Below are 17,283 nucleotides of genomic sequence, written 5' to 3' on the forward strand. Positions count from 1 at the left end.
ATGAGTACTGCCATTATCAATTAAATATATCACTCCAATTGCGATTAATAAGCGGTAGTACTTCGTTATTTGGTACTGGTTTACTAAATAAGTACCCTTGGAAATGCATGCACCCTCGCGCCTTTAAAAAGGCGAGTTGGTGCGAGCTTTCTACGCCTTCAGCTACACATTCTTTACCTAAACTATCAGCAAGCGCGAGTATTGATTGAATAATAGCTTCATCGTCAGAATCTATGCCTATGTCTTGCACAAAGCTTCTATCTATTTTTAATACATCAATAGGAAAGCGCTTTAAATAAGTAAGCGATGCGTAACCCGTACCAAAATCATCCATATACAATCTACAGCCCAACTTTTTAAGTTGTTCCATACTATGTAACGCTTCTTTGGAATCACGCATTAATATTGATTCAGTTATTTCAAAAACAATTGCCTCAGATGATACCCCTGCGTTACTTAACGCTTTTTTTATTTCGGGAACAAGGTCTTTAAACTCAAAATCAAGTGCCGATAAATTAATAGATAAATACAGGCTAGGTGAGGCTTTTCGCCACTCTTTTAGCGCTAGTAAAGCGCGCGCAAAAGTCTGCAGCATAATTTTTGTAATTAGGCCTATACCTTCTGCTGCCACCGAAAACTCTTGGGTTTGCACAAGCTTATTTTCAGGCCAACGCAGCAGTACTTCAAAACCTTCTGTTTTTTGACTTTCAGCGTTAATGATAGGCTGGTAGTAATTACAGAACTCTTCTTCTTGATACGCTCTTGTAAGCTGAGATTCAAGATGCAGCGCTCTTTGAACATGCTGATTCATCTCTTGCTTATAAAACTGATAACGTCCCTCTAAAGAGTCTTTTGCATGATATAACGCTATGCTCGCAGCTTTTAAAAGCGCTGATCCTTGCTGCGCATCATCTGGTGATATAGACACGCCAATACTTAAATTAACGTTTACAACTTGACCATTAATCGTAATATTTTGATTCACACAATCCATCAACTTAGTACATATAATGAGTACTTGTTCTATTTGATGAATGTCTTCTACCAGTACAACAAATTCATCGCCACCAAATCGAGCAACACTATCCGATGGACGCAAGGAGCATTTTAAACGCTCAGCTACCTCTTTAATAAGCTCATCAGCAACTGCGTGCCCTAAAGAATCATTAAAGTATTTAAAACGCTTAATATTTATATGTAATAAAGCAACTTTACATTCGTGAAATTTTGCTTGCTCAAGGGCGTGTTCAACGCGGTCGTTAAATAACGTACGATTTGGCAGCCCAGTTAAAGCATCGTAATTGGCTAATAAGTGCAGCTCGTTTTCAGCTGATTTTTGTGCGTTTATATCGGTTAAAATAATGACATAGCTATTAAGACGCTGTTCGTTATCGGCTACTGCACTTATTTTCACAAGTACATGACGTGGCTCACCATTTGCTAAAACCACACTGTCTTCACACGAAAAGTGCTCCCCAACAGATAGCTTTTGCATTATGCGTAAATAATCGAAACGATTGCTGCGCGATATACCTAAATTTAATGCTCGACTAGATAACGACTCAGCAGAGAAGCTAAAGGCGGTCTGCAGGGATTTATTGGAGGCCCTAATATTTAAATTTTTATCGAGAATAAACACCCAATCACGTGTTTGTTCAAACGCTGCGGTAAATAATAATGCATGTTCTTCAAACACCATCTCACGGGTCATATTTGTGTAGGTACCCGCTACTTTTTGTGGCGTTTTATCATCCCACTCAACTACTTTCCCAAAATCCTTATACCAGCGCCAATAGCCTTTTGCATGGCGCAGGCGGTAGGTGCAATTAAAATAACCTTTATCGGTAGATAAAAATTCAAGCCACTCTAAGCGAAATAGTTGTTTGTCTTGCGGATGAATTTTAGATAAATATTCATCTAGGCTCACGGTTTCATTTTCGTAGCCTAATTCACTCGCTAAGCGAGGTTGATAAATACTTGGATTACTTGATTCCCAATCCCAAACACCCGACTCGCTGCCTTCAAGCGCTAGCTTTAAACGCGCTTCGCTTTCTTTACTTTCTTTATTTGCTGCTAATAAAATACGCTGGATTTTATTACGGCGCATAACCCACATAGCAACAAAGCCAATAAACAACATGCCATAAAGCACCATAAAATAAGGTGCACGCCAAAGCGGATACTTTACTTTTATTTTTAAAATAGCGGGCGAAGTATATTCGCCAGTCAGCGGATCTTTAGCCCAAACTTTTAATTGATAATTACCGGGATTTAATTTTGGAAACAATACGCGGTTGTTATTTCGAGTATAACTTTTTTGACCGTTATCGAGTTGATACTCATAAATGATGCGTTCTTGATTACTGAATGCCATGGCCGAAAATGCCACTTCAAGCCCAATATCATCATGGTTTAACACAACTTCGTTGAGCGGCTGTTTTAAATCAAGCGATAAATCTCGAGACATTAAATCAACTCGCGTAATATTTACGTGATCAATAAGCGACTGGTAATTTTGGTTTTCCATTGGATGAAAATAAGTAAATCCTTTTAAGCTACCATACGCAATATGGCCATCTTTGAGCTGTGCCATGGCGTTACTATTAAACTCAGCTGAAAGTAGCCCCTCTGATGTAGAAAATTGCTGAAAATGAAGTGTTTCTGGGTTTAATCGCCAAATACCTTTATGGCTGCTCATCCAAATCATACCATCATCATCTAGCACCATATCGTAGAGCAGTGTGCCTAATTTATTTTTCTCTAAATCGATTGTATGGACTAATTGGTAGGTAGATGCGTCAAGGCCTATCAAGCCAAAATTAGAAAGTGATATCCACAATATATTGTTGTTATCAATTAAGTAAGAAAGCACACTAATAGCAACGTTTTCATGCTGTTTTGGCACTTTGTAAATCATTTTAAGTACTAAATCACTTGGGTTTACTTGGTATAAAATACCGGCATTAAAAAACAATGGTGAGTCTGGTTTATTACTCAGCGCAGGTAAAAAACCATGGGCTAAAAAGGGTTCAAATTGATCAAATTGGCCACCCAAATGCGTTATTACTTGAGAATCTATATTGTATATAAATACCCCATGATCTGAGTGCACAAAGTATAAGTCGCCATTTGGCATTAATGTAACGCCATGCACCCTACCGGTAATTAGCTCTTGATTAGCAGGGTCATGCACTTTAGGTTCGCTAACTTGATGCGTTACAGGATCAAAAATAAACAAACCACGGTTTGTATAAAGCCACAAATTGTCTTTATAAGGTGTTATTTCGTATACGGTAAACTCAGTGGTGAGTAAGTCGACTTTGTAGTCTTTTAAATAAACTTTGCCAATATTTGTTTTTAAATCAACTTCAGTAATACCATTGTGCGTTGCAAGCCAGAGTTTATCTTTATATTCAGTAATACCCCAAATAGAGTGATGTGATAAACCATCGCCCCCGAGTAAAGTGCCATCGATATTATTAAAATGATAACTGTCATGAGATAAATAAAATGCCCCATCGGTTTTAGTCGCAACCCAAGTACCACCCGATTTATCTTTAGCCATATCAATAATACTGGTATCAGCAAGTGTGTACTTACTTTGGGCTATTCGGGTGTTTTTAATCATCTCCCCAGTGCTTAAATCAAATTTAAACAAGCCTTTATCAGTAGCTAAATCTATTTTTCCGTGTTCGTTTACTATGCTCCACACATTTAAATCAGTTAGTAATACCTTACTTTTAAACGGTAAATCTGGACGTTCAAACATTTTTGATAAGTTACTAATATCAACTTCGTATAAGCCTTTTACCGCCCCTACTAACAACTGTTTATTTTCACCTAATGCGAACGACTTAACATTATTTTGATAAATATGCTCAGCTTCACCTTTTAAGTGTTGTAGTGGCCTAACCTGCTCTGTTGCAATATCAAATACATATGCACCATGGCTTGTACCAATAAATATATAACCATTGTAGGCAAACAGCTTTCTCACAAGGGTATTTTTATATTTAGCGGGTAGCTCAAAGATAGTTGTAATTTCTCCGGTCGCAATATCAAGCTTTGCAAAATCGCGGCCTCGCCCAATCCAAAGTGTTTTTTTATCAACGGCCACCATACTAAAAACAGATTGATTGATAATTTCTTCTTCACTGGTGGGTTTTTCTAAAAACTGCTGATATGAATCTGTTACGGGGTCGTATCTAAATAGGCCTGCAAGTAAAGAGGCTATCCAAATGTGCCCTTGGGTATCTTGGTAAATACGATCAATGATCGCTTCTTCTAATTCACCATTAGGGCCGTTTATTGGAATAACTTGATAGCCATCATAACGATTAAGCCCAGCCTCAGTAGAAAGCCAAAGGTAACCATTAGTGTCGATAAGCATTGTATTAACGTAGCTTTGCGATAAGCCTTCGCTTGGAGATAAACGTTTTACTTGTGCGCCTACTTGGCAACTTAGGATAGCGATTAAAACTACAAAGCAACTAATGATCCCGTTAACGCATTTACTCATGCTTATTCCATATTATTATTTATTATTATTTATTATTATGGGTACTCTAGAGCGACTATATTTCGATGTTTGTAAGTATCAAAAAGTACTTGTAAAGCAAGAGTATATGTTAACACCTGGTTAAAACCAATAGCACAATATAAATCAACTACGTTTTTATATGCGAAGGTATTAATCTTCTTATCTTGCGACTTTAAGAGTGTTGATAATAGCTGCTTAGCAACACCTTTACCGCGATGCTCCAGCGCAACAAACACGGTAGATAAAAATAAAAAATCTGTTTTATCTTGTAACCTACATGCTGCAACTATTTCATTATTATAGTAAGTAACCCATACTTTATCTTGTTTATTAGCCCGCCCTCTTACATTATGTTTTTTATAAAATTTATTAACGAGTGGAATTTTTAGCTCATCCAACAATTCAACTATATGCATATTTATATCAACACTTAGCTAAGCATCAAGGCTAAATATTGCTCAAACTTTTGCTTTAAAACCATTTGCTCTGCCATTGGGCGGCTATGAATTGTATTATAAACTTGCTCTCGCGTTTTTTTATTTCGCTTGATTTGATACGCCCAAAAAGACGCTTCATAATCTAACTGAATTTGGTATTTTTCTTCACGTGGCAATAGGCATAAATTAAAACTCACAATACTTCCTCATTCGCTTTTAAAATTATTTGATTAACCCCGAAACTGGGCAAGAGGTAATCTCCTTGTTATTATACGCGTCTTATTTTATTTATTTCTGTAGTAATTGGAACTGATAATGAATAGACATTTTAGTATCTTGTTATTATTGGTAAATTTATCTTTTAGTGCCTCTTGTTTTAGTCATCAATACAACCTCACTTTTAATCGTCCGCAAAGTACACCACAAGCTGATTATGCCTTAGAGCTATTAAAGTTAGCATACGCAGATATAGGTTTTAAAATATATATCATCGATTTTAGCCACCAAAATGCTTTGCTAGCTGCAAATAATGGCGTACTTGATGGACAGTTAGGAAGAGATGTAAGCGTTGAAGAAAATTACGAAAACTTAATTAGGGTCGATTATGAGCTATTTAAGTTTGACTTAGTGTTATATAAAAACTGTTTACCTAGCAGTTTAGAGCAACTAGATAGCGTCGCAATTGTTGATGGCTACCCTGTCCAAGAACATTATTTAGCAAACACTCAATTTGCAGGAAATATTATTAAAGTTAAAAGTATGAATGCCCAGCTTAATTTACTAGCTCAGCAAAAAGTACAAGGGGCTTTAATGATTAACTTTATAATGCAAAACAACGATCTCCCTACACCACAAGGTTGCTTTGAAAAAGAAGTGTTGAATACGTATCCGCTTTATCATTATTTAAATAAGCGTAATAAAAACCTAGTAGAAAAACTTAAAATGTCATTAATTAACTTAACTAACAATGGCACTGTGTACGCGCTAAGAGCCAAATATGGATTAAGCTTTTAAAAATCGAACCCTTGTTGCTCTGCCTGTGTACTTGGCACTGCATTTTGCTGCTTTTTTTGAAGATAGCGTTTGTAGCGCTGCTGGCACAAACTAAGCACCTTCTTTTTTTGGTCGTTAGTTAAGCTATTCCACGAAAAGCGTTCATCGCGACTACGATAACACCCCTTACAATACCCTCTGTTATTAACTAAGCAAATACTTTTGCAAGGGCTTGGAATATCAAATATTTCAATTTGTTGCATAGCATTCGCACCGTTTAATTAGAGGTACTTAGTATAGCGTCATTTTTGAGCAAAAAAAAAGCAGCAATTAAATTGCTGCTTACTTTTATTAAGCTATGAGCATTAATGCTCGCAGCTATTTGTGTTTATCTCTGCTTTACGATGAAACGGCTTAGCATACATAGCTAGCACTAATGGTTTTAACTCTTCAGGCACACAGGCTAAACGTTGTTCAAATGTCGCTGTATCAGGAGAGTCTATTACCGCCTCTTTACAGCCACCAGCAATGTAATTGCCTGGGTGTAAATAAAACGAATCAACAATTTGCCTATCAATCGTTTTAGCAAGCTCTTCAGCACTATCACATTTAGATTCAATTGGTTGCCCAAATGCTAAATGCACGTGCCCTTTAGCAGTACTAAAGCCTTCAACAATGCTCGCAATATCTTCACCAGCCGATTTAACGTACTCACCATGGTGTTGTTTATGGTAAAGCTCTTTGGCTTTAGCAATTGCACACGGCTCATATTGATAAGAAATAGAAACCGGCACTATTTTTAACTCTTTAATATAATCGCCAAACTCTTTCTTTTGTTTACGCCCGTTTAATTGCAACATTTTTAGAAGCGCAGGATCAGTTTGATCAAAACCGTCTTTTGCACGCCCTTCTTTTTGCGCAATCCAAATAGAATTTCCACCCACTACAGAATCGTAAATGTATGACGATAATTGAGTCAGTGCTTTTAACATCTCTTTTGGTGCTTTAGCAGAGCGCTTAACGATAAAGCTTTTATTTAGACGCATAAGCTCAGTAATGTAAGGTATTTGCAATAAATTATCGCCAATAGCAATACGCACTGTTTTCATTTTATGTTGATATAAACCCCAGTTTACTAATGCAGGATCAAGCACTATGTCTCTGTGGTTTGAAATAAATAAATAGGCCTGGTTAGCATCTAACTGATCTAACCCAGAAAAGGTTACTTTTGACGTGGTGCGCTTTACTAATTTATCTAAGTATTGCGCAACTTCGTTTTGCACGTCTTCGACGGTGCTTACTTTACCCCATTTTTTGCGCAATTGGCTTCTAACCAATGGACGAGCTATAAATGGCACAGACGATAAAAAGCGTGGTAGATTATATTTTGCGATCACATCAATAAACGCATTATCGTTCATTAAACGCGAAAGCGAAGCCGTAACTTCATCATCGTTATAAGGTCTTATATCAGCGTACTTATCTTCTAATTCACTCATTACTACATCTATAATGTTAAAAAACGGCACACGAAAGCGCCGTATTTTGGGATTATTATTCTCTAACTGATTATAACTCAGCCAATATCAAATGCGAAATAGCTCAATTTATACCAATTGCATTAAATAAGTGATTATTATAGCGCGAAGAAAATAACACAATAACAAGGCGAAAATTGTGACATATAGCTGTCCTATATAAATAATTTTCAACGCAGTTAGTGAGTTATTTAATGCGATATAATGATCATGTTTTTAATAAAATTGGTAGTAGTTAGTGTTTTATTTTCTTCATATACCAATTGACCATTAAACGCAGCATAAGTGCAATTAAAACGATGCTACATAATAAAGTAAGCCAGTTAGGCAGGATATCATATTCTTCTCCTATAAGAGGGCTGACCACAAAGCCATATTTTTCAACTAAAAAATCGGTTAAAAAGCCAAATACCACTGCTACGCCTATTACACCAATTAAATAAGCTGCAAGGGCACGCTTTCCAAGCTCATTGGCTACAACACCAAGTGTCGCAATATTTGTTGCAGGCCCCGCCAACATAAAAACTAAAATAGAGCCTGGCGAAAGCCCGCTCATTAATAAGCCTGCTGCAATAGGCGTTGAAGCTGTCGCGCAAATATACATAGGGATACTGACTAATATCACAACGAGCATAGCCAAAACGCCACTTCCCCACTGGGATAAAAAACTCTCAGGAACATAAGTTTGTACTAATGCGGCAAAAAACAAGCCAATCAATAACCACTTCATCGTATCTTCTAAAAGCTTATTACAACTGAAACTGATTGCAGCTTTTAATTTAAGCCATTGCCCAGTGTGTTTAATTGAGTTTACTGAGCATCCGAGGGGCTCTTCTTTTTCAATATTACTGGAACAACATGAATCGCTCAGAGGTTTTTCGTTTTCATTATTTGTACTATGAGTTGATTGTTGAGGCACTTTTGATTGCGTATCACAACATAAGGAAGGCGCCGTTTTTACATCACTCGCACTACAGCTATCACTCTCATTTTTACGACTATTATTAAAAGACCCTTTTTTATCATTTTTACTTTCGCGCCCAACTAATACCCCTGCCACAATAGCACTACAAATAGCTGCTATCGGGCGAATAACCGCCATAAATGGACCGAGTAAAATATAAGACACCGATACAGAATCAACCCCCGTTTCAGGTGTCGAAACTAAAAATGCAGTGGTCGCACTTTTAGAAGCACCCGCTCGCCTCAAACCAATAGCTGCAGGGATAACTCCACAAGAGCATAAGGGCAAAGGAGCGCCTATTAATGCGGCTTTAACGGTAGTCCAAAATCCTTCTTTACCTAAATGTTTACTCAATAAGTTTTCAGGTAAATATACATTCAATAAACCTGCAATCAAAAGCCCTAACATTAGCCAAGGTGCTGATAATAAAAATAACTGCCAAAAATTATTAAGTAACGTCATCTATATCCTCCAAAACACTTAAAATTGAACAATTTTCTGCTATATGCTGCGAGCCACAACACTTATCTGCCAATGTGGTTAATGATTGATGAAATTGTTGGAGTTCTTTTATACGCTGCGCGACCAAATCTCTTTTTTCAAGTGTAATTTTTTTAACTTCAGAGCAGGAATGTGATGATTTTTCAAATTTAATAAGTAAGAGATCTTTTATCTCTGCCAAGCTAAAACCTATATTTTTAGCTCTAATGATAAAATGCATCACTTTTAAATCGTTATTATCATATAGTCTATATCCAGCAGAATTTCGCCTGTTAGGCGTTAACAATCCCTGCTTTTCGTAGTACCTTAAAGTATCGTTAGAGATACCTAGTTGGTGTGATAGTTCACCTATTCTCATATTTCTCTCTCCGATTTATTTTAAACAGACTATAAACCCTAGAGTTAAGACTAAGGTCAAGGGTTTCATTTATTTTTAGGAAAAGCATGAACATCACCATTCTTGATAACGCTACGTTAGCTAAAACGTCTCTTACTTGTATTGAACAACTTGGTAAATTAACGACTTATGAACTTACTAGCCCAGAGCAAGTTATTGAACATTGCCAAGGCGCTGATGTATTGATCACTAATAAAGCGGTTTTAAATCGCGATACGATTAGTCAGCTAACACAGCTTAAATTGATTTGCGTAAGTGCAACCGGTACTAATAATGTTGATTTAGAAGCCGCTAAAGAATTTGGTATTGCCGTAACTAATGTAGCTGGCTATTCAACCCCTTCTGTTGTTCAACATACATTTTCTTTAATTACTAACTTACTGGGTAACACACATCGCTATCAGGCGGATTGCCAGCAAGGCGCTTGGCAAAAAAGTGAAATGTTTTGCATACTCGATTACAGCTTTAACGACTTACAAGGCAAAACATTTGCCATTATAGGCGGTGGTACGCTAGGTAAAGGCGTTGCTAAAGTGGCTGAGGCATTTGGCGCAAATATTATTGTTGCAGAGCGCAAAGGTGTTGCATGCCGCGATGGTCGTACGCCTTTTGAGGACGTTATTAAAACAGCCGATATAATCAGTGTTCACTGCCCACTTACCGATGAAACACGTGATTTAATTGCACTTAATGAGCTTAAAATGATGAAGCCAAGTAGCATTATTATTAACACTGCTCGTGGTGGCATTATTAACGAAGCCGACTTAGCTACAGCACTTGAGCAAAACCTAATTGCTGGAGCCGGGGTTGATGTACTAACTAAAGAACCTGCTGAGCTTTCAAACCCACTTGCTAATTACAAAGGCAATAACTTACTACTTACTCCACATATTGCATGGGCAAGTACTGAATCTATTGTGCGTTTAATTAATGAGGTAAGTTTAAACATTGCGGCATTTAATAAAGGCGAATCACGCAACCGCTTGGTGTAACTGCACTGCGGGAAAATAGTTAAAAAAACTAAAATGTGGCTGTTTTTACTAATTATTTTTGCAAATGATTAGTAAAACATAGTCCTTAAAATCTAACCAACTGAATTAAAAAGCTTTTAAACTTGGCCTACTACTTGCCTTATATGATCAAAATATTAAAAACTCATTTAAGGAATATCACAATGAAAAAATCTCTATTAGCAGCAGCCCTTATTGCACCATTTTTAACTGGCTGTGTTATTGCCGTATCTGATGGTGAAGCTGAGACTCATTGGGCAGGGAAAAACTCATCAAGCTGGCAAGCACAACATAAAAATAATCGTGAAGCTATATCAGAGCTAAAAATGGATAGCAGCTATCAATCTGTTTTAACGCAATTAAAAACACCTAATTTCACAGAGCTATTAAAAAAAGATGACGATATATACCAAGTACTTTTTTATGTAACTCATAGCAAGCATTCAGATTCTAAAACAACGAAAGATGAATGTACGCCACTTGTATTTAAAAATGATAAGTTAGTGGGCATTGGTGACACCGCTTTAGGTATGATCACGCAGTAACAATAAAAGTAGTTTGATACTAAAAACGCCAATATAAATGTTGGCGTTTTTTATATTAAATTTTTACCGTGCGACTATTCTATCTCGCCCTGCATCTTTAGCAGCATATAAGCCTAAATCCGCCTCTTCTAATAATGCTTGCTCAGCATACACTTTACCACTTTGCGTGGTGGCGATACCTATACTAATAGTGATGTGGTCTGCATTTAATGAGGCTTTGTGTTCTATATTTAAAGCATTTACAGCATTGCGTAATTTATTAGCAAACTCCAAGGCTTCATGCTTATCAATTCCCGGTAAGACGGCTGCAAATTCTTCACCACCATAACGAGCTATGAAGTCACTACCACGTTCACACTGAGCTGCGAGTGCTTGCGCAACATCCTTTAAGCATTCATCACCAGCACGATGTCCGTAGCAATCGTTGTAACGTTTAAAGTGGTCTATATCCATAAGCAACACAGATAGTGGTGTTCCGCTTCGTTTACTGCGGCGCCATTCTCGAGCTAAGTTTTCGTCTAGGTAGCGTCTATTTGGGATTTCAGTTAAGCCGTCAATCGAGGCGAGCATCTCTAGCAGATCATTTTTTTGCTTTATAAGTAATTGGTTACGTACTCTAACGCGCACAATAGAAGGGCTAAATGGCTTAGTTATATAGTCCATAGCACCGAGCTCTAGGCCCTTAGCTTCGTCGTCGTGGCTACGATTAGCTGATATAAATATAACAGGGATCGATTGAGTTATCGGATTTTCTTTAAGTTGTACAAGCACTTCATAGCCGTCAATTCCTGGCATAATCACATCAAGAATAATTAAATCAACTTGCGCAGTTTTTACAAAGGTCAGTGCTTTTTCACCACTTTCAACTAAGAATACGTCGTGTTCTACTTTAAGTGTTTTTTCAAGTACTAATCGGTTGATTGGATCATCATCTACAATAAGTACTTTAGCTCTTTTCGACATCCCTAGCCCCTACCCCTTTTATAAAAACAATTACCTGTTCTAACTGCATAATAAGCTCTTTCAGTGTTATTTCAACAGGCTTGTTAGTTGTTTTAAGTGTTCTTTCACACAATAAAGCGCAGTGAGACAATCGTCTAAAACCTAAATTCCCTGCTACACCTTTTATACTATGCACTAAGCGTACCAAATCATCCTTATTGGTTGTTTCTTCTATTTGCGATAGCTGGGTTTCACATAAATTAGCAAACTTATCAATCATTGTATTGAGGAGCTTTTCATCCATACTAAACTGCGTTAAAGCGAATGATTTTTCGAAAAAGCTTGGTTTCACTACGTTTAAATCGGCAATTGCATCAATAAGCACTTTAGCAACAACCGGTTTAGTTAAATGCTTATTCATACCGCACTTTAAAGAACGTTCAATATCAGCAGGCTCACAATGAGCCGTTAAGGCAAAAATAGGCAGCTGCTTTGCGTCAAACTGTTGGCGAATTAAGGCTGTTGCTTGGCAGCCATCTATTTGCGGCATTTGCACATCCATCAATATTAAGTCGGGCCTTAAAATTTGCAACAATTCCATGCCAATAGATGCGCTTAAAGCAGTCACTACATTTACGTTTGCTTGGCGAAGTACACTGCTAATTATTTCTAAATTAAGTTGATTATCATCAATAGCTAATACAAGTAGACCCGATATATCAGCTTTAATTTCAGCAACGTTGTGTATTACCGCATTGGTACTCGCTTTAGGCTTTTGCTGAGAGTTCAAGCTAAATAGCCTTTGTCCCAATGCCGATGCTTTAACGTGGTGCGCAGCTAAATGCTCACTTGTTGGTAAATTAAGCGTGTGCTGATGATTAATAATAATTACCGATGTTTCTTTAGCTGATAACGAATCATTAATTGCTTCAATATTTAAAAGTGCGGGTAAGTCGGCTGCATCTATTATTATTTTTTGAATATTGGAGAGCTTAATTGGGTATTTGAGTACTTCATCTAAATTAATATTAGCAAGCTCTGTATAAGCATTTGTTACTTGCTTAAGCTCTTTACTTTGATCCGATAAAATAGCCAATGTATTAGTCGGTAACATCGTATTTTTAGTGGTATCAACCAAAAAGCTAACGCTGAAGTAAAACTCACAGCCATGGCCTTTTTTACTCTTTAAAGCAATCTCTCCCCCCATTAATGACACCGCATGTTTAACAATAGCTAAACCTAACCCAACACCATGATGTATGCGTGTTGAAGACTCATCACCTTGCGTAAAGGCGTCAAATAAACGCCTTTGATCGGCTTCATCTATACCCATACCTGTATCGATTACTTTAAAGCAAATATGCTGTTGCTCTAGGCTATTGCTTTCAATCAGTTCCATTTTTAAAGTAATAGAACCTGTTTTTGTAAACTTAACAGCATTTGTTAATAAGTTACCTAATATTTGCTGCAAGCGAATGCTGTCGCATATCAAATCAGGCGCTATTAACGGGTCAATATCAATAACAAATTCAATACCTTTTCCTTCGCACAATGGAGCCGTTAAACTTTCGCAAATATCCACCAGCTCAACCATGCTAAAAGATGCTTGTTTTAAATCAGTTTGCGAACTTTCTATACGTGCAAAATCAAGCATTCTATTGAGCATTAGCAACAAGCTTTGTGCTGCATGCTTAGCTTGGTCAGTTTGTTGTAATTGTTTTTGTGTTAAGCCTTGCTCAATAAGCATATCGAGCAGCCCTAAAACAGCGTTAAGAGGAGTGCGTATTTCATGACTTAAGTTGGCTATAAAGCGACTTTTAGCAAGGGTTGCCCGTTCGGCATCAAGTTTTGATTTAGTTAATGCGCTCACATCCTGAATGTGAATAACATAATAAGCTGGGTCACGGTTTTCATCCCATACGAGAGACACACTCAGTTGCAACCAACTTGGTAGTCGCCCCTGCGACAGTGTTAAGTGATATACACGTTTTTTGTCATCTAACAATTGCGCTAAGGTTGTTTTTATTTGCTGCCATTGAGAATCATCAAACAATGCTTTCAACTGCTCGCCAACCAGTACTTGCTGTTCAGAGAATTGCTTCCTAGCTGCTTTATTTACTTGTAATATAGTATGTTCAAGCGAAAGTAAAACCACGCAGTTAGCGGCAAATTCAATCGCGCTTCTAAATTTTGATTCAGATGCTTTTAAAGCCAATAATGCTTGCTGCTGATCGGTAATGTCACGGCCAATACCCATTGTTCCTAATAAGTGTTGATGTTCATTATAAAAAGGTGCAATAGTAAGTTGATATGATTTTGTATCGGTTTCGATGCGTTGCTCAACACTATTTCTATTTTGTAAAACTTGTTTTTCAAGCGCATTTATTTGCTGATCGTTATCACCTAAATCATCTACATATTTACCTACTAATGCAGTTTGATCTTTACCAATATAAGCTTCAAATGCTTTATTACACCCTAAAAAGGAGCCATCAATATTTTTAAAATAAATTAGATCTGGCACACTGTTTAGCATAGTGTTGAGCAAAGCCAAGTGGCGCTCTTTAGCTTCGTAACTGCGACTTAGTTTTTCTGATTGCAGCTGAACTTGGTCATCTAGCGCTTTATTCGCATCTTGTAATGAATCAACCAACTCTTTATTTTTAATAAATACCCTCTTCACCTTAGAAAACCAAGGTTGCCAGCTCAGCGGTATTTTGTAATTTAGCTGCTCTTCGAATTGCGTACCGTTACTCTCCAAATACGACATTAAGTGAGTCATTGGCTTTATAAAAACACGCTGACTTAACCAAAAAAACACGCCAAACATAATGCTTAAAAATAGTGTTAAAAATGCAAACTCTAATAATATTTCATATTTAATTAAGCTTATTAATTGGGGTTTGTGCTCGTAAAATGCCGCGTGAATAGGCAACTCATCCAAAGGTTGCATAAAGTAATTACTATCACTAGTTAATACTGTTTTTTTACTATGGTGCTGGGCCAAGTTAGGCCAATAGCTTTTTAACGCTGTCGCTTGCTCTATCAATTGTTTAGAGCTGGCGATAATTTGATGTGATTGATTCATAAAAACGTATTCACCACTACTCGGTGAAACCTTTTTTAGCCATCCAGAAATTGCCTGAACATCATAAATTAAAATAATGTAATCGGCTGAGCCAGTGCTTCGTTGTCGGCCAATAGCAAAATACGATTTGTCATTAACTTTAACAATAGGACTTGAGGTAAGTTTATTTGGTAAAAATTTTGGCTTAAACTTCTCATTTAGAATTTCAGTAAGCATTGAACTTTGGCTTTTGTTGCGCCTGCTGACATAAGCAAAACCATTATCATCAACATATGCTACAGCCGATAACGACTGCATTAATGCAAGCGTTGTATTAAACGAAGGCCCTAATGCAATCGCCCGTTGCCACTGTATAAGTGCCTTAGTAGATAACGCAAACTCGCCCTTACCTACAATTTCAGTACCTTGCTCACTAAAGTGACGGTAATAGTAACCATCATATTGATTTATACCTTCAAGTAGGCTTTGGTTTATTTGTGGAACGGTGGTTTGCTCGTATAAGCTAAACATTGTGGTAAGTAGATTACTCACTGATTCCATCCCGTGAGTAACCTGCGCTGAAACATTCGTAAAATCGGCTTCACGTTTTTCAACCGCCCGCTCAAGCTTTATATTATATAAGTGCAAGCACAGTAAAAAAGCGACAATCAATGGCACTAAAAGCGCAATAAACAACGAACGATAATAATGTTTCAGAGGTAAAAAATTCAATGTACTGCCTGCCATTTGGCTCGAAAATCAATCGATAGACTATCGAGCCAATTTGTTAAGCGCAAGTTATAAATTTTCTTCTGCAAATGACGCTAAGCGGCTACGTACCACACCATTGAGGTTTATAGTTGCGCTGCCTTCAAAGTTTTTAAAGCGCTCTACTATGTACGTTAAGCCCGATGTTACTGGCGTTAAATAGTTACTATCTATTTGCGCCAAGTTACCCGTACAAATTAATTTAGTACCTTCGCCGCAGCGGGTAATAATAGTTTTGAGTTGAGATGCCGTTAAATTTTGGCTCTCATCTAAAATCACTACCGCATTTTGAATGCTACGCCCGCGCATAAAATTAACCGATTTAAACTGTACATTAGCCTTCTCCATAATGTAATTTCGACTCGATATCGGATTTTCGTCGCCTTTGTGCAATACCTCTAGCGTATCGGTAATGGCTGCAAGCCATGGTGCCATTTTTTCCTCTTCAGTGCCTGGTAAAAAGCCAATGGACTCTGCTATTTCTGGCGTATTACGAGTGACTATTACTTTATCGTAAATACCTTTTTCGATGACCATTTCAAGGGCGCTGGCAAGTGCTAACAAGGTTTTACCGCACCCTGCTGGCCCTGTTAAAATAACAAGTTCAATACTTGTATCGAGCAGCGCATCAAGCGCCATTCCCTGATAAATATTTTTTGGCTTAACGCCCCATGCTTGTTGGTGCATTAAACGCTCAACACCAATATCTTTGAGCGTTATGTGCTCGTCATCGTATGATTTAACACGTGCCGCAAACTGATCCCCACCATCAAGTAAATATTCATTACAAAATACATCTGGTATTAAGTTTTTAGGCACATGATGAAACGTATCACGCCCGTGTTGCTCGGTATTACACTCCCCAACATGCTCCCAAAAATCACCTTCGATTTTTTTATAACCACTAGTGAGCAGGCTTATGTCATCAATAAGTTGATCGGTGCGATAGTCCTCAACATATTTAAGCCCTGCGCCTTTGGCTTTTAAGCGCATGTTGATATCTTTTGTTACTAATATAACTTTTGAATCACTGTGCTGCTTTTGTAAGTACACGGCGCAATTAATAATACGATGGTCGTTTTCGTTACCAGGCAAACCAGAAATGGAGTCGGCAAATAAATGGTCGTTTACAATTATGAGGGTACCTGCAGAGCTCGCTTTTGCCTTTTTGTTACTCGGTAGCGCCACGCCTTGTAGCATTTGTTCAGGCGTTGCATTTTTAAGTACTTCATCTAATCCACGAATAGCGACGCGCGCATCACGACTTACGTCGTGTTTTCTGTCTTTTATGTGGTCAAGCTCTTCAAGCACCGTCATCGGAATTACAACGTCATGCTCTTGAAAAGACAAATAAGCGAGGGGTTCGTGAAGTAGTACGTTGGTATCTAGCACATACATTTTACTTTCAAGGTTTGAAGCTTTTTCCATAGCACTTTCCTTACGTTTTATGATTTTTATGCTATACCAAAATAACTAAGTAAAACGGGCAAAACTTAAACCTGCAATACTTAATTGCCAAGGCATAATGTAAGTTTAGTCTATTTGTCATAAAAGTCCGTTTTATTACAAACTGTAATTAGT

General features: G+C 37.5%; 13 protein-coding genes. 3 read left to right on the top strand and 10 right to left on the bottom strand.

Going from position 1 to position 17,283, the window contains the following annotated elements; all coding sequences use genetic code 11:
- Positions 1-16 precede the first annotated feature (16 nt).
- Genes I6E80_RS10505 through I6E80_RS10515 form a run of 3 tightly spaced genes read right to left on the bottom strand, consistent with a single transcriptional unit; the run spans position 17 to position 5,174 of the window.
- Positions 17-4,519 (bottom strand): EAL domain-containing protein, encoded by a 4,503-nt coding sequence (locus I6E80_RS10505; RefSeq protein WP_197185506.1) that lies wholly within the window; start codon positions 4,517-4,519, stop codon positions 17-19.
- Positions 4,520-4,554: 35 nt separating this feature from the next.
- Positions 4,555-4,956: a GNAT family N-acetyltransferase gene (locus I6E80_RS10510; RefSeq protein ID WP_197185507.1), complete on the bottom strand. Its 402-nt coding sequence runs from the start codon at positions 4,954-4,956 to the stop codon at positions 4,555-4,557.
- A gap of 14 nt (positions 4,957-4,970) precedes the next feature.
- A complete protein-coding gene (locus I6E80_RS10515; RefSeq protein WP_002962585.1) occupies positions 4,971-5,174 on the bottom strand; it encodes a DUF3283 family protein in 204 nt (67 codons plus the stop codon).
- Positions 5,175-5,292: 118 nt separating this feature from the next.
- Between I6E80_RS10515 and I6E80_RS10520 the strand changes: the two genes are divergently transcribed.
- Positions 5,293-5,991 (top strand): transporter substrate-binding domain-containing protein, encoded by a 699-nt coding sequence (locus I6E80_RS10520; protein ID WP_076925068.1) that lies wholly within the window; start codon positions 5,293-5,295, stop codon positions 5,989-5,991.
- Here I6E80_RS10520 and I6E80_RS10525 read toward each other — a convergent pair.
- The 4 genes from I6E80_RS10525 to zntR form a co-directional block, all read right to left on the bottom strand.
- Positions 5,988-6,233 (bottom strand): DUF1289 domain-containing protein, encoded by a 246-nt coding sequence (locus I6E80_RS10525; RefSeq protein WP_024598905.1) that lies wholly within the window; start codon positions 6,231-6,233, stop codon positions 5,988-5,990. The genes I6E80_RS10520 and I6E80_RS10525 overlap by 4 nt on opposite strands.
- A 102-nt stretch (positions 6,234-6,335) precedes the next feature.
- Positions 6,336-7,469, bottom strand: coding sequence for a 1-acyl-sn-glycerol-3-phosphate acyltransferase (locus I6E80_RS10530; RefSeq protein ID WP_076925118.1), 1,134 nt, complete (start codon positions 7,467-7,469; stop codon positions 6,336-6,338).
- 274 nt (positions 7,470-7,743) lie between these two features.
- Complete coding sequence (locus I6E80_RS10535) at positions 7,744-8,934, bottom strand: SO_0444 family Cu/Zn efflux transporter (protein WP_197185508.1); 1,191 nt, start codon at positions 8,932-8,934, stop codon at positions 7,744-7,746.
- Positions 8,921-9,331, bottom strand: coding sequence for a Zn(2+)-responsive transcriptional regulator (zntR, locus tag I6E80_RS10540; RefSeq protein ID WP_004335460.1), 411 nt, complete (start codon positions 9,329-9,331; stop codon positions 8,921-8,923). Before zntR ends, I6E80_RS10535 begins: the two co-directional genes overlap by 14 nt.
- 86 nt (positions 9,332-9,417) lie before the next feature.
- Here zntR and I6E80_RS10545 point away from each other — a divergent pair, with 86 nt between their 5' ends.
- Positions 9,418-10,362 (top strand): D-2-hydroxyacid dehydrogenase, encoded by a 945-nt coding sequence (locus I6E80_RS10545; protein WP_170072436.1) that lies wholly within the window; start codon positions 9,418-9,420, stop codon positions 10,360-10,362.
- A 182-nt stretch (positions 10,363-10,544) separates the two neighbouring features.
- Positions 10,545-10,925, top strand: coding sequence for a DUF3192 domain-containing protein (locus I6E80_RS10550; protein ID WP_024598908.1), 381 nt, complete (start codon positions 10,545-10,547; stop codon positions 10,923-10,925).
- A 63-nt stretch (positions 10,926-10,988) separates the two neighbouring features.
- Here I6E80_RS10550 and I6E80_RS10555 read toward each other — a convergent pair whose 3' ends face one another.
- Genes I6E80_RS10555 through I6E80_RS10565 form a run of 3 tightly spaced genes read right to left on the bottom strand, consistent with a single transcriptional unit; the run spans position 10,989 to position 17,130 of the window.
- A complete protein-coding gene (locus I6E80_RS10555) occupies positions 10,989-11,888 on the bottom strand; it encodes a diguanylate cyclase (RefSeq protein ID WP_004335468.1) in 900 nt (299 codons plus the stop codon).
- On the bottom strand, positions 11,872-15,681 hold the full coding sequence (locus I6E80_RS10560; RefSeq protein WP_197185509.1) for a PAS domain-containing hybrid sensor histidine kinase/response regulator: 3,810 nt from the start codon (positions 15,679-15,681) through the stop codon (positions 11,872-11,874). The genes I6E80_RS10555 and I6E80_RS10560 overlap by 17 nt, the downstream gene beginning before the upstream one ends.
- Before the next feature lie 51 nt (positions 15,682-15,732).
- Positions 15,733-17,130 (bottom strand): PhoH family protein, encoded by a 1,398-nt coding sequence (locus tag I6E80_RS10565; protein WP_008136608.1) that lies wholly within the window; start codon positions 17,128-17,130, stop codon positions 15,733-15,735.
- Positions 17,131-17,283 lie beyond the last annotated feature (153 nt).

Source organism: Pseudoalteromonas sp. NSLLW218 (assembly GCF_015864775.1).
In the GTDB taxonomy this organism is placed as follows: domain Bacteria; phylum Pseudomonadota; class Gammaproteobacteria; order Enterobacterales; family Alteromonadaceae; genus Pseudoalteromonas.

Bases quoted from the DNA above. Each gene is read 5' to 3' on its own strand.
- I6E80_RS10505 (WP_197185506.1), bottom strand. From the start codon at position 4,519: ATGAGTAAATGCGTTAACGGGATCATTAGTTGCTTTGTAGTTTTAATC.
- I6E80_RS10510 (WP_197185507.1), bottom strand. From the start codon at position 4,956: ATGCATATAGTTGAATTGTTGGATGAGCTAAAAATTCCACTCGTTAAT.
- I6E80_RS10520 (WP_076925068.1), top strand. From the start codon at position 5,293: ATGAATAGACATTTTAGTATCTTGTTATTATTGGTAAATTTATCTTTT.
- I6E80_RS10525 (WP_024598905.1), bottom strand. From the start codon at position 6,233: ATGCAACAAATTGAAATATTTGATATTCCAAGCCCTTGCAAAAGTATT.
- I6E80_RS10530 (WP_076925118.1), bottom strand. From the start codon at position 7,469: ATGAGTGAATTAGAAGATAAGTACGCTGATATAAGACCTTATAACGAT.
- I6E80_RS10535 (WP_197185508.1), bottom strand. From the start codon at position 8,934: ATGACGTTACTTAATAATTTTTGGCAGTTATTTTTATTATCAGCACCT.
- zntR (WP_004335460.1), bottom strand. From the start codon at position 9,331: ATGAGAATAGGTGAACTATCACACCAACTAGGTATCTCTAACGATACT.
- I6E80_RS10545 (WP_170072436.1), top strand. From the start codon at position 9,418: ATGAACATCACCATTCTTGATAACGCTACGTTAGCTAAAACGTCTCTT.
- I6E80_RS10550 (WP_024598908.1), top strand. From the start codon at position 10,545: ATGAAAAAATCTCTATTAGCAGCAGCCCTTATTGCACCATTTTTAACT.
- I6E80_RS10555 (WP_004335468.1), bottom strand. From the start codon at position 11,888: ATGTCGAAAAGAGCTAAAGTACTTATTGTAGATGATGATCCAATCAAC.
- I6E80_RS10560 (WP_197185509.1), bottom strand. From the start codon at position 15,681: ATGGCAGGCAGTACATTGAATTTTTTACCTCTGAAACATTATTATCGT.
- I6E80_RS10565 (WP_008136608.1), bottom strand. From the start codon at position 17,130: ATGGAAAAAGCTTCAAACCTTGAAAGTAAAATGTATGTGCTAGATACC.